The following is an 11712-nucleotide window of genomic DNA, read 5'->3' on the forward strand; positions in this document are numbered from 1 at the left end:
TTATTTCTTTTTGCCAAAGCCAGAGAGCCCGCCGGGCAGCCCCATGCCGCCGAGGCCACCAAGCCCGGGCAGGCCACCGGGCATTCCCTTGCCGCCGCCCATGGCTTTGGCCGCCGCTTCCAGCGCCTTGGGGTCCATTTGGCTGGGGTCCATGCCCGCCATGTCGCCCATGCCGCCGCCTTTGCCGAGCATGCCTTTCATGGCCTGCTTCAGCATCTTGCCTTTGCCCATCTTGCCCATCTTCTTCATCATGTCCGACATCTGCCGGTGCATTTTCAGAAGCTTGTTGAGGTCGGAAACCTGCATGCCAGCGCCGGCGACAATGCGTTTCTTGCGGCTGGCCTGCAGCAGCGCGGGGTTGGCGCGCTCTTTCTTGGTCATCGACTGGATCATGGCGATCTGGCGTTTGACCACCTTGTCGTCCATGCCTGCGTCCTGCACCTGTTTGGCCATTTTTCCCATGCCGGGCATCATCGACATCATGCCTTCCATGCCGCCCATCTGCAGCATCTGTTCCAGCTGCATCTTCAGGTCATTCATGTTGAAATGACCCTTCATCATGCGCTTCATCATGCGTTCGGCCTGTTCGGCCTCGATGGTTTCCTGGGCCTTTTCGACCAGCGCCACGATGTCGCCCATGCCAAGGATGCGGCCTGCGACCCGTTCGGGTTCGAAGGTTTCGATGGCGTCCATTTTTTCGCCAAGGCCGACAAAGCGGATCGGCTTGCCGGTCACCGCGCGCATCGACAGCGCGGCACCGCCGCGCCCGTCGCCATCCATCCGGGTGAGCACCACGCCGGAGATGCCGATCTTGGCGTCGAACTCTTCCGCGACCTCAACCGCGACCTGGCCGGTCAGCCCATCGACCACCAGCAGGGTTTCGCGGGGGCTAACCACATTGCGGACGTCTTCGACCTCTTGCATCAGGGTTTCGTCGATATGCAACCGGCCAGCGGTATCCAGCATATAGACGTCATAGCCGCCCAAGGCCGCCTGCTGCTTGGCGCGCTTGGCGATATCTACCGGCTGCTGGCCGGGCACGATGGGCAGGGTGTCGACGCCAATCTGCGCACCCAGCACCGCCAACTGATCCATCGCCGCCGGGCGATAAACATCGAGCGAGGCCATGAGCACGCGCTTGCCGTCTTTTTCCTTCAGCCGTTTGGCCAGTTTACCGGTGGTGGTGGTCTTACCAGAGCCCTGCAGGCCTACCATCAGGATCGGCGCAGGCGGGCTGTCCACCTTGAGCGTGCCAAGATCTGCATCGCCGCGCAGTACATCAACCAACGCGTCATGGACGATTTTCACAACCTGCTGGCCCGGTGTCACCGATTTGGTCACCGATTGGCCCGTGGCCTGTTCCTGGACTTTCTTGACAAAATCACGCGCCACCGGCAGCGAAACATCGGCCTCTAGCAGGGCAACACGCACTTCGCGCAGGGCGGTTTTGACATCTTCTTCAGACAGGGCACCCTGTTTGGTCAGCCGGTCAAAGACCCCGGAAAGCCGTTCGGATAGATTTTCAAACATGGCTTACGGCCTCCTTTGCCGACGATAAAACCAGACAGCCCCTATGTAATGAGCGGGCCGCCCATGCGCAATTGCCCCTAGGCGGCGTGTCAATGCGAGAGCAATCCAAACAGAATTGCCCCCACGGGCGTAACACGCTGGTGGAGGGCGATCCCTGACATGTCAGGGACCGGAAGACTCGACTGGCTTCCGGATATTGGCCATGCGTTACGATGATTGACGGGCGGAGTCAACAGGGTGGAGCAGCGCGGTTTGGCAGCCAGGGCGCAGATGACAGGGCCAGCAGGGGCAGGAATGGTGCAACCTCGCAATCCAGAGGTGCCCCCCCGCGCGACAATCCCGCAAGGGCACCTTTATGGCGCTTGACAGGTAAGGGGGTGCTTAGCCACCATCGGGGCATAGCCCCGCTGATTCACCCCGCGTGTTTCGCGTGCTGGATCTTACCGGCGCAGCGATCTCAGACGTATCAGAGATCGCAATGACATGGGCTGTCACGGGTGCAGGATAGCTACAGGCGAGGCAACGCAAGGTCGAACGCGACTTTTGCCACCGTTTGCCGTCTGCGGGCGCAGTCGGGTGTGGCGTTGGCGCATTCGACGTCATCTAGTCAGGCAGTCACAGGCCCCCGGCATCTGGGGGCGCGGGCCCGTTCAGGGCAGCCCCAGCCGAGGAAAGGTCCAAAGTCATGCGCGTTGTCACCATTCTAGGTCCATCACAATCGGGTAAGTCCACGCTGACGCGGGCATTGGCGGATCTGGAAGGAACCCTGTGCAAGGTACATGAAACCACAGAGGTGGCGGCCATGGTCTCCTTCACCTTCATGGCAGAAGACTGGGCAGCCATTGATATCTCTGGCGGGGTGGAAAATCTGAACCAGGCAGGCCCGGCGCTGGCGGCCAGCGATGCGGCGGTGCTCTGTGTGCCTGCCGACCCAGAGGCTGCGGTGCTGTCCGCCCCCTATCTGCGCCGGTTGGAAGAGGCGGGGATTCCGGTCTTTTTGTTTATCAACCGCATTGATGAGGCCTCGGCACGGGTGGCCGAAATCGTTGCGGCGCTGCAGACCTATTGCAATCACGCCATCATCCTGCGCCAGGTGCCGATTCGCGAGGCGGGGCAGGTGGTTGGCGCGGTGGATTTGATTTCGGAACGGGCCTGGAAGTATATCGAAGGACAGCCTTCGGCCTTGATCGAGTTACCCAAACACATGCAGCAGCGCGAACAAGAGGCGCGTGGTGAGATGCTGGAGGCGCTGGCGGATTACGACGATCATATCCTGACAGAGTTGATCGAGGATCAGCAGGTTCTGGCAGAAGAAGCCTATGATGTCGCCCGCCGGGTCTTACAACATGGCGATCTCTTTCCCGCCCTGTTGGGCGCGGCAGAGCATGGCAATGGCGTCTGGCGCTTGATGAAATCCCTGCGCCACGAAGCTCCTCCGGTGGCAGCTACCCGGTCTCGGCTGGCGGATATGGGGCAGGTTCTGGCCGTTGGCTGTATGGCCGATCAAGTGCGGCATCTGGGCAAAACCGTTGTGCTGCGCATGCTGGACAACGGCCAGGCCGACAATTCGCCTGATGATCACAAGCGCGATCCAGCGGCTGTGCACAACGGTGGGCGCGCATACCATCATGGTGCACCTCTGGGCGGGCATGTCCTGGGCGGCTTGGCCGAGATCGCGGCAGGGGGCGGCGCTGGCAGCGGCTTCGGAAAGGACAGAGAAAAAAGCGGGACAAAAGGCCGAGGGCGCGGATCTGCACGGGCCGATTTACAACCCGGCGATTTGGGCCAGGCGGTAAAGTCTGATCATCTCAACCTTGGGTACTGCTATTCCGCCGAGGGCAGCACTGCGCTGCCGGACTGGGCGCAGCCGCGCCCTTCGACCTATCGCCGCTTGCTGATCCCGGTGCAGGAGCGGGATGAAGCCCGCCTGTCCACTGCCCTGGCCCGACTGGAAGAGATCGACCCGGCGCTAAAGGTCGAACAGGATGCGGTCTCGGGGCGGGTTGTGCTGAATTTGCAGGGGCCACTGCATCTGCGCCGGGTTCTGGCCACACTGGAAAGCGAATTCGGCGTCGAGGCGCTTAGCGAGCTGGTGCCACCAGCCCTGTGCGAGACGATATCGCGTCGGGTGGAACTCCCCTATCGGCATCGCAAACAATCCGGGGGTGCGGGACAATTTGCCGATGTGCGCATCGAAATCAGCCCCTTGCCACGCGGTGGTGGCATTAGTTTCAGCGATCGCATCAAGGGCGGCACCGTGCCAAAGGCCTATATTCCCGCCGTCGAGGCCGGCGCGCGGGAGGCCCTGCGTGAGGGCGTCAATGGGCGCCCGGTGGTGGATCTTGCGATCTGTTTGACGGATGGCAAGCATCACGCGGTGGACAGTTCCGACTTTGCCTTTCGTACGGCGGGGAAAATGGCCACGCGGGCTGCCCTGGCGCAGGCGGGACTTGTGCTGCTGCAACCGATTATGAAGGTCACGATTCACGCGCCCTCTGTGTTTACCGGCGGGCTGGTGCCGGTGGTGAATAACCTCAAGGGGCAGCTTTTGGGCTTTGCGCCAGAGCAGGGCGCGGCTGGCTGGGATATATTTGAGGCCCTGCTCCCCCTGACAGCACAGGAAGCATTGAGCCAAAGCCTGGCCCGTGCCACCCGCGGCACCGCCTGGTTTGAGACCGCCTTTGATCACTATGAAGAGGCTAGGGGGCTTGCGCTGGCGTAACGGGTGACGGGTGGTTGAATGGTGGCTGGTCTGGTGGCGGGGCTTTGCCTCTGCAATTGGCGGCGGGACGGGGCATGTGGGGGCAGGCGTGCCAATCCCTCTTGCATCTGTGGTGATTTCCGCGTGATCTGCGCCCGATGCGACGCCGCAAACGGAGGCCCCCTTTATGACCGCAGCGACAGACACCGCAGCGACAGGTTCAGACGACACCAGCGAAGCAGCGCTGCCGATCAGCTCGGATGCGCTCTTGGCGCAGTTGGCAGACTGGGGGGTGCAGTATCGCCTGTTCAGCCACATTCCCCTGCGCACTGTGGCCGAAGCCAAACAGGTTGAGGCAGAAATGGTCCAGCCCGGCGTTGCCAGCCTCAAGATCAAAAACCTCTATCTGCGTGATCGCAAGAAGCGCAATTACCTGATTTCGGTAGAGCAGGACCGGGTGGTGGACCTCAAGGCACTGGGCCAGGAGATCGGTGCGCCGGGGCTCAGCTTTGGGTCTGCGGATCGGCTGATGCAGATGCTGGGGATCCTGCCCGGCGCTGTCAGCCCTTTGGCGATGATTACCGGGGTGGAAAATGATGTGCGCTTTTACATGGATACCGCAGCGCAAGCGGCGGAAGTGATCCATATGCACCCTTTGGTCAATGATCGCACCGTTGCGATGCCATGCACTGATTTACTGGCTTTCATGCAGCGGCTTGGCTGCACAGTGAATTGGATCTAGGCAGGCGCTGCGGGCAGGCTGTCCAGCAAATGGCAAGGGGCCGCCATCCTGTGTTTGGATGGCGGCCCGCGCTTGGAGGAGGTGTTGCGGTCTTAGGCGGCGAGCGCAGCAATGGCTGACTTGGCTCGCGCCATCGAGCCGTCGGCATCCTGGGCCAGTTGGTCAGCAGCGACCAGCTCGACCTCGGTGATGCCAATGAAGCCCAGCACATGGCGCAGATATGTGGTGGCAAAGTCGATGTCCGACCCGGCCTGCGTCCCGCCAGAGGCCACCGCGATGATGGCGCGCTTGCCGGTCAGCAGCCCCTCGGGGCCGGTTTCGCTGTAGCGAAATGTGACGCCGACGCGGGCGACCAGATCGATCCAGGCCTTGAGCGTCGAGGGTACCGAGAAGTTGTAGATCGGTGTGCCAATGACAACGGTGTCGGCCTGTTTCAATTCGTCAATCAGGCTGTCTGACTGTGCCAGTAGCGCCTGTTGTTCTGGCGTGCGCTGATCAGCAGGGGTGAAGTTCGCGTTGACCCAGGCCTCGTCCAGCAGCGGCAGTGGTGTTGCCAGATCGCGGCGGATCACTTGAGCAGGCGAGAGCTGCGCGGTGATTTCAGCGCTCAGCGAGCGGGTGACCGAGTTTTCGGCGCGGGCAGAGGAATCGATATGCAGAACAGTGGAGGTCATGGCCGAGTTTCCCATTTTATGTTTCGTCTGCTGAGTAAATGGGCTATAGCAAATATGAACACAACCGCGATACAAGCACTTTAGATGTGCGCATTTGCGCATACTTTGTTGGCGCAACAGCTTGGCAGGGCGGCAGTAGGGTGCAGGCGCAGCAGGGTACAGGTAGAGCAGCGAGGGCATTTGAATGGAAAATTGGGATGAGGTGCGAACGGCCTATCAAGTGGCTCGCATGGGGACGGTCAGCGGCGCGGCAGAGGTTCTCGGCGTACACCATGCGACGGTGATCCGGCATATTGATGCGATCGAGGCGCGATTGGGGGTCAAGCTGTTCCAGCGGCATGCGCGTGGCTATACCCCGACGGAATCCGGGCAGGATCTGTTGCGTGTGGCGCAGGCCACCGATGATCAGTTCAGCCAGCTGGTCGGGCGGCTCAAGGGGCAGGGGGACGAGGTTTCTGGCGAATTGGTGGTGACGTCGCTGTCGTCGATGTCGCATCTATTGGTGCCGGTGCTGAGCGAGTTTCAGCAGATGCACCCCGGCCTGGTAATTCGCTACCTGACGGGCGAGCGCCTGTTCCGGCTGGAGTATGGCGAGGCTCACGTTGCGCTGCGGGCCGGCAATGCGCCGGATCAGCCCGACAATGTGGTGCAACCTTTCCTGAAGCAGCGGGTCGGCCTGTTTGCAGCGCAAAGCTATGTGGACCAGCACGGCATGTTGGACGGGATCGAGGACCTCAAGAATCATCAGTTTGTGGGGGCTGACAATGCCGATAGTCGGGCACCGTTTAGCAAATGGCTGCGCGAGCACACCACCGAAGAGACCATTTCCTTTCGCTGTTCCGATGGGGTTGCGATGAACGAGGCGGTGATGGCGGGCGCCGGGATCGGCTTTATGTCCATGTGGGAGGCCTCGCGCCATCCTGACCTGGTAAAGATGATGGAGCCACGGGCCGAATGGGCGGGCAGTATCTGGCTGGTGACCCATGTCGATCTGCATCGCACCAACAAGGTCCAGAGCTTTTTGAGTTTCTTGAAAGAGCGGGCGAAGGAGTGGGAGGCATGACTCCGGCGCAGCGCGCCCATGGCGCGATGCTGCTGTTCTCGATCCTGGTGGCGGGGTCGTTTTCTCTTGGCGGGCTTATCGCCAATGATATTGCCCCCATGGCGCTGAATGCGGTGCGGTTTGTCATTGCAGCGGTGGTGATTGGTGCAGTGGCCGGCCTGACCGGGCAAATCAGGGGTAGCTATTACCAGGCGCCCTGGCGCTATCTGGTATTGGGGGCGTTTTTTGCCTGTTATTTTGTGCTGATGTTTTACGGGCTGCAAACAGCAGATCCTGTCAGCGCCTCTGCCGTTTTTACCCTGACACCGGTGCTCAGCGGTGTCTTTGGGTATCTGCTGCTGCGACAGGTGACGTCACCGCGCATGGCGCTGGCGCTGTGTATTGGGGCCGCTGGGGCGCTCTGGGTGATCTTTCGCGCCGATTTGGCGGCGCTGCGGGCCTTTGATATTGGCCGCGGAGAGGCAATCTATTTTGTCGGCTGCGTGGCACATGCCATCTATACGCCGTTGGTGCGCCGGATGAACCGGGGCGAGTCAGCAATTGGTTTTACTTTTGGTACCCTGGTTGCGGGCGCGCTGCTGCTCTTGGTGGTGGGCTGGGGTGATATCTGGGCCACCGATTGGGCAAATCTGCCGCTGCTGGTCTGGGTGGGCCTGTTCTATGTGGCGATCTTTGCCAGTGCGGTGACCTTCGTCTTGCTGCAATTTGCCAGCCTGCACCTGCCGGCCACCAAGGTGATGGCCTATACCTACCTGACGCCAAGCTGGGTGATCATCTGGCAGGTGGCGCTGGGCAATCCGGCACCGCGCGGGCTGGTGCTGGTGGGGATCGCACTGACGGTCATGGCCCTGGTGCTGCTGCTGGAAGATGCCGCCAAGCCAGGCAGCCGCGTCAGGGCATGATGGCAGCCTGATCTTCCCGGCCTGATCTTCTCGGCCTGGCCTTACTGTGCCGCAGGAGGGAAAGTGCTGGGTGGGCAGGTTTCGGCGGGCCTGTCCAGCTCGGCTTCCAGAAACCGTTCAAAGGCCTCCAGGTTGACCGGTTCAAACTGTCCAAACCCCTGCATCCAGACCGAGGCTGCCCGCAGGGCGTCTGGCTGTAGCTTGCACCATTTCACCCGTCCGCGCTTTTCCTGCGCGATCAGCCCGGCCCGTGTCAGAATGCTCAGGTGCTTGGAAATTGCGGCCAGTGATATTTCAAACGGTTCTGCGACATCGGTCACGGCCATATCATCCTCTAACAACATGGTGAGGATGCGCCGACGGGTCGGATCGGCGAGGGCGGCAAAGGCAGTATCAAGTTCGCTGGACATCTGGTGCGACCCTAGACTGCAATTCCTGCGAAGGAAAGACGCGCTGACCCGTCGGCAGGTCCGGCGCTGGGGGGGGGATTTCTAAATAAACCATTTGGTTGAATAAGGGAAAACCCTGCAAAACCTGCGCATGGCGAAGCCCCGGTCGATTGACTGTAATGGAAGTTGATGTGAAATTTGTTTAATTACAGTGTGTTGTGTAAAATTATCTTGCGGTGCTTGAACAATTGACTCTGACGCCCAAGGGCCTTAGCACCTGCCATAGAAATCGCGTGAGGATGGCGCCCGTGACAGATGATGACCAAAAGCAGCGCATGGCGCAGCTGGAGGCAAAGCTGGCTGCGGCGCGTAAGGCCCAAGAGCCCAAGCCGCGCGTGGATGAACATTATTCGATGGCCAATCAGGCCTGGCGGATGGTGATAGAATTGGTGGTCGGTCTTGGGATCGGCTTTGGCATCGGATACGGGCTGGACCGGCTTTTTGGGACCCTGCCTATCTTTATGGTGCTGTTTATACTGCTGGGACTTGCCGCAGGCGTGAAGGTAATGCTTCGCACCGCGCAGGAAATCCAGGAAAAGAAACTGGCCGAAGAGGCCACTGAAAATGAAGAGGCTCGGGACTGATCCACACGATCACATCTCGACGACAGGAGAAGCGGAACGATGGGCAAGCTGTTCTTTTACGTAGCATTGGCACTGGTACTGGTGTCGGGCGTGATTTTTGCACCCGAGCACGCGGCTCTGGCGATCCACCCGATGGATCAGTTCAACGTGGCCTCGCTGACCGGCGGTGCGGTGGGCACCTTTGCAATCACCAACGTCACTCTCTGGCTGGCCCTGGCTGTTGTCTGCGTCTTCCTCTTGATGGTTGTGGGCTCTTCTCGCCGCGCTATCGTGCCTGGCCGCGCCCAGTCGGTTGCAGAACTGACCTACGGGTTCATCTACAAGATGGTTGAAGACGTTGCCGGCAAAGACGGCGTCAAGTTCTTCCCCTATATCATGACCCTGTTCATGTTCATCCTGATGGCCAACTTCCTGGGCCTGATCCCGATGTCCTTTACCACCACCTCGCATATCGCTGTCACTGCGATCCTGGCGGGCCTGGTGTTCCTGACCGTCACCATCGTTGGCTTTGTCAAAAATGGCGCCGGTTTCCTTGGCCTGTTCTGGGTTTCCAGCGCGCCTTTGGCGCTGCGCCCCATCCTGGCCATTATCGAGCTGATTTCCTACTTCGTACGCCCCGTGAGCCACAGCATTCGTCTGGCTGGCAACGTGATGGCGGGCCACGCGGTTCTGAAGGTTTTTGCAGGTTTTGCAGGCGCTCTGGGCTTGTTCAGCTTCCTGCCGATCTTTGCCATCACCGCGGTCTACGCTCTCGAAGTTCTGGTGGCCTTTATCCAGGCCTATGTCTTTACCATCCTGACCTGCGTGTATCTGAAAGATGCCCTGCATCCGAGCCACTAAGGTCTAGATCCAACACGTTCCCCGCTGATCCGATCCCGGGTCAGCGAGATCCCAAATCACCACATTCCATCGTAAGGAGAATACCCATGGAAGGCGATATCGCACAACTCGGTCAGTTCATCGGCGCAGGCCTGGCAGCAATTGGTTCCGGCGCAGCCGCAATCGGTGTTGGCCACGTAGCCGGCAACTTCCTGGCAGGCGCTCTGCGCAACCCATCGGCAGCCGCCGGCCAGACAGCTACTCTGTTCATCGGCATCGCCTTTGCAGAAGCCCTGGGCATCTTCTCGTTCCTGGTTGCTCTGCTGCTGATGTTCGCAGTCTAAGACCTTAGGACACTTTATCCTTACGGTCGGGCGGTAGGCCCAATGGCCTGCCGCCCGATGTAACGGCAAGTTCCCTAGGAGGACGACATGGCATCTAATACGCAAGACGCAGCTCACGGCGCCGCCGAGGCCGCGCACGGCTCTGCTCCGGGCATGCCGCAGCTGGATTTCTCGACCTTCGGGAACCAGATCTTCTGGCTGGCTATCGCGCTGGTCGCGATCTATCTTATTTTGTCGCGTGTCGCGCTGCCCCGCATTGCTGCGGTTCTGGCAGAGCGTCAGGGGACCATCACCAACGACCTTGCTGCGGCGGAAGATCTGAAAGCCAAAGCAGTTGAGGCCGAAGACGCATATAACAAGGCGCTGGCAGATGCCCGCGCTGAAGCCCAGCGTATCGCCGCAGAAACACGCGCCGAAATCCAGATTGGCCTGGACGAAGCGATTGCCAAAGCGGACGAACAGATTGCTGCCAAGACCGCCGAGTCTGAAAAGGCCATCGGTGAAATCAAGGCTGGCGCGCTGGAAAGCGTGAAACTTGTGGCCGCAGATACCGCCGAAGCTCTGGTAACAGCGCTGGGTGGCAAAGCGGATGAAAAAGCAATCGCCACTGCGGTTGCCGACCGGATGAAAGGATAAGGACATGCGCACAGTTCTTGCAATTGCCCTCACCCTTGGGGCCACCAGCCCGGCTTTCGCAGCCTCTGGTCCTTTCCTGTCGATGAGCAACACCAACTTTGTTGTGCTGCTTGGCTTCCTTCTGTTTGTTGGCATTCTGCTCTTTGTCAAAGTACCTACCCTGCTGGGTGGCCAGCTGGACGCCCGTGCTGACGGTATCCAGAAAGAGCTGAACGACGCCCGCGCCCTGCGTGAAGAAGCCCAGACCATTCTGGCTTCTTATGAGCGCAAGCAGCAGGAAGTTCAGGCCCAGGCCGATCGTATCGTGGCTGCGGCCCGTGATGATGCCGCTGCGGCGGCCGAAGAGGCCAAGGCGGACCTGGAAATCTCCATCGCTCGTCGTCTCGTTGCTGCGGAAGAGCAGATCGCTTCTGCCGAAGCCTCGGCTGTGAAAGAAGTGCGTGATCAGGCGATTGCAATCGCTGTTGCTGCCGCCGATCAAGTGATCGCCAAGCAGATGACCGCGACCGAAGCCAACAAGCTGATCGACGCGGCCATCACAGACGTCAATGACAAGCTGCACTGATCGAACAAGGATCACTGTATCTGACTTAGAAAACCCGGTCCCAGTGGCCGGGTTTTTTGTATCCGCACCACGCCTCATGTCTCGCTACAATACGTGGCAAAACCTCTCATTGGTAACTGCTGCTGACAGGCTCACCGAAGTGGCATGACACAAGGATCTGGGCGCATTTCCAATCGATTGCAGCCACCCTGAACCATCTGTATTGGGCAGGCGCCCTGATATTGCAGCGATTGAAAGGAAACGAGCGGTCGGAGAATACCATCACGCCCTCGCTGATCAGCCCGTCAGGCCGGACATTCCCCCTCAGATAGCTCCTCTGTGGAGGCACTGCTTTGAATGGAGACCAACGAACCATCGAATTCGCATCTGTAGCAGGGTCTTTTCTGCACCGGCTGTGAATGTCGCAATCGGGCTGCCAGAAGAGATTGCTCATGTCACTGCTCCATTTTCGAAGTCGTGAAACACGCGCCGCGGCGGAAATCAATGCATCCTACCTCAGCTCCCAAGCCGAAAGCACCGCAAGGCGACTGTGGGGTACGACAAGCGCCGATACACCCGACGCAATCGCATCGATACCATTGTTCGGCAGGCTCTCGGACTGGCGGCGTGTGGCGACACGCTATGATCGCTGCCCCAAGGTCTTCCAATCAGTCATCGCTCTGGCCGCCGCCGTAATCTATTGGATATGAATTCTGACCCTAAA

General features: G+C 60.0%; 12 protein-coding genes and 1 pseudogene. 10 read left to right on the forward strand and 3 right to left on the reverse strand.

What is annotated here, in order from left to right; all coding sequences use genetic code 11:
- Positions 1–1530 (reverse strand): signal recognition particle protein, encoded by a 1530-nt coding sequence (ffh, locus tag ACN0VH_RS17740; RefSeq protein ID WP_278924066.1) that lies wholly within the window; start codon positions 1528–1530, stop codon positions 1–3.
- A gap of 685 nt (positions 1531–2215) precedes the next feature.
- Here ffh and ACN0VH_RS17745 point away from each other — a divergent pair.
- Together ACN0VH_RS17745 and ACN0VH_RS17750 are read left to right on the forward strand one after the other, a co-directional pair.
- Entirely contained in the window at positions 2216–4252 is a 2037-nt protein-coding gene (locus ACN0VH_RS17745) for a GTP-binding protein (RefSeq protein WP_417701633.1), read from the forward strand.
- A gap of 166 nt (positions 4253–4418) precedes the next feature.
- Positions 4419–4973: a prolyl-tRNA synthetase associated domain-containing protein gene (locus ACN0VH_RS17750; protein ID WP_417701635.1), complete on the forward strand. Its 555-nt coding sequence runs from the start codon at positions 4419–4421 to the stop codon at positions 4971–4973.
- Positions 4974–5065: 92 nt separating this feature from the next.
- Here ACN0VH_RS17750 and ACN0VH_RS17755 read toward each other — a convergent pair whose 3' ends face one another.
- Positions 5066–5647 (reverse strand): FMN-dependent NADH-azoreductase, encoded by a 582-nt coding sequence (locus tag ACN0VH_RS17755; protein ID WP_278924069.1) that lies wholly within the window; start codon positions 5645–5647, stop codon positions 5066–5068.
- A 184-nt stretch (positions 5648–5831) separates the two neighbouring features.
- Between ACN0VH_RS17755 and ACN0VH_RS17760 the strand changes: the two genes are divergently transcribed.
- Both ACN0VH_RS17760 and ACN0VH_RS17765 read left to right on the forward strand, forming a co-directional pair.
- A complete protein-coding gene (locus ACN0VH_RS17760; RefSeq protein ID WP_417701638.1) occupies positions 5832–6710 on the forward strand; it encodes a LysR family transcriptional regulator in 879 nt (292 codons plus the stop codon).
- Positions 6707–7612 (forward strand): DMT family transporter, encoded by a 906-nt coding sequence (locus ACN0VH_RS17765; protein ID WP_417701640.1) that lies wholly within the window; start codon positions 6707–6709, stop codon positions 7610–7612. Before ACN0VH_RS17760 ends, ACN0VH_RS17765 begins: the two co-directional genes overlap by 4 nt.
- Positions 7613–7653: 41 nt before the next feature.
- Here the strand turns inward: ACN0VH_RS17765 and ACN0VH_RS17770 are convergent, their stop codons facing one another.
- Positions 7654–8022 (reverse strand): ArsR/SmtB family transcription factor, encoded by a 369-nt coding sequence (locus tag ACN0VH_RS17770; RefSeq protein WP_278924072.1) that lies wholly within the window; start codon positions 8020–8022, stop codon positions 7654–7656.
- Positions 8023–8300: 278 nt separating this feature from the next.
- Here ACN0VH_RS17770 and ACN0VH_RS17775 point away from each other — a divergent pair, with 278 nt between their 5' ends.
- From ACN0VH_RS17775 to ACN0VH_RS17800, 6 genes and pseudogenes are all read left to right on the forward strand, one after another.
- Positions 8301–8645: an AtpZ/AtpI family protein gene (locus ACN0VH_RS17775; RefSeq protein ID WP_417701642.1), complete on the forward strand. Its 345-nt coding sequence runs from the start codon at positions 8301–8303 to the stop codon at positions 8643–8645.
- Between the two features lie 39 nt (positions 8646–8684).
- Positions 8685–9485 (forward strand): F0F1 ATP synthase subunit A, encoded by an 801-nt coding sequence (locus ACN0VH_RS17780; protein WP_278924074.1) that lies wholly within the window; start codon positions 8685–8687, stop codon positions 9483–9485.
- Between the two features lie 86 nt (positions 9486–9571).
- On the forward strand, positions 9572–9808 hold the full coding sequence (locus tag ACN0VH_RS17785; protein WP_008205040.1) for a F0F1 ATP synthase subunit C: 237 nt from the start codon (positions 9572–9574) through the stop codon (positions 9806–9808).
- Positions 9809–9895: 87 nt separating this feature from the next.
- Positions 9896–10444, forward strand: coding sequence for a F0F1 ATP synthase subunit B' (locus ACN0VH_RS17790; protein WP_417701645.1), 549 nt, complete (start codon positions 9896–9898; stop codon positions 10442–10444).
- Between the two features lie 4 nt (positions 10445–10448).
- On the forward strand, positions 10449–11009 hold the full coding sequence (locus tag ACN0VH_RS17795; RefSeq protein WP_278924076.1) for a F0F1 ATP synthase subunit B: 561 nt from the start codon (positions 10449–10451) through the stop codon (positions 11007–11009).
- Between the two features lie 499 nt (positions 11010–11508).
- Positions 11509–11698, forward strand: a pseudogene (locus tag ACN0VH_RS17800) (transposase); the annotation flags it as partial.
- Between the last annotated feature and the right edge of the window lie 14 nt (positions 11699–11712).

It is taken from the genome of Pseudophaeobacter sp., from assembly GCF_048267565.1.
Classification (GTDB): Bacteria; Pseudomonadota; Alphaproteobacteria; order Rhodobacterales; family Rhodobacteraceae; genus Pseudophaeobacter; species Pseudophaeobacter profundi.

Excerpts from the sequence above, each read along its gene's own strand:
- ffh (WP_278924066.1), bottom strand. The coding sequence starts at position 1,530 with ATGTTTGAAAATCTATCCGAACGGCTTTCCGGGGTCTTTGACCGGCTG.
- ACN0VH_RS17745 (WP_417701633.1), top strand. The coding sequence starts at position 2,216 with ATGCGCGTTGTCACCATTCTAGGTCCATCACAATCGGGTAAGTCCACG.
- ACN0VH_RS17750 (WP_417701635.1), top strand. The coding sequence starts at position 4,419 with ATGACCGCAGCGACAGACACCGCAGCGACAGGTTCAGACGACACCAGC.
- ACN0VH_RS17755 (WP_278924069.1), bottom strand. The coding sequence starts at position 5,647 with ATGACCTCCACTGTTCTGCATATCGATTCCTCTGCCCGCGCCGAAAAC.
- ACN0VH_RS17760 (WP_417701638.1), top strand. The coding sequence starts at position 5,832 with ATGGAAAATTGGGATGAGGTGCGAACGGCCTATCAAGTGGCTCGCATG.
- ACN0VH_RS17765 (WP_417701640.1), top strand. The coding sequence starts at position 6,707 with ATGACTCCGGCGCAGCGCGCCCATGGCGCGATGCTGCTGTTCTCGATC.
- ACN0VH_RS17770 (WP_278924072.1), bottom strand. The coding sequence starts at position 8,022 with ATGTCCAGCGAACTTGATACTGCCTTTGCCGCCCTCGCCGATCCGACC.
- ACN0VH_RS17775 (WP_417701642.1), top strand. The coding sequence starts at position 8,301 with ATGGCGCCCGTGACAGATGATGACCAAAAGCAGCGCATGGCGCAGCTG.
- ACN0VH_RS17780 (WP_278924074.1), top strand. The coding sequence starts at position 8,685 with ATGGGCAAGCTGTTCTTTTACGTAGCATTGGCACTGGTACTGGTGTCG.
- ACN0VH_RS17785 (WP_008205040.1), top strand. The coding sequence starts at position 9,572 with ATGGAAGGCGATATCGCACAACTCGGTCAGTTCATCGGCGCAGGCCTG.
- ACN0VH_RS17790 (WP_417701645.1), top strand. The coding sequence starts at position 9,896 with ATGGCATCTAATACGCAAGACGCAGCTCACGGCGCCGCCGAGGCCGCG.
- ACN0VH_RS17795 (WP_278924076.1), top strand. The coding sequence starts at position 10,449 with ATGCGCACAGTTCTTGCAATTGCCCTCACCCTTGGGGCCACCAGCCCG.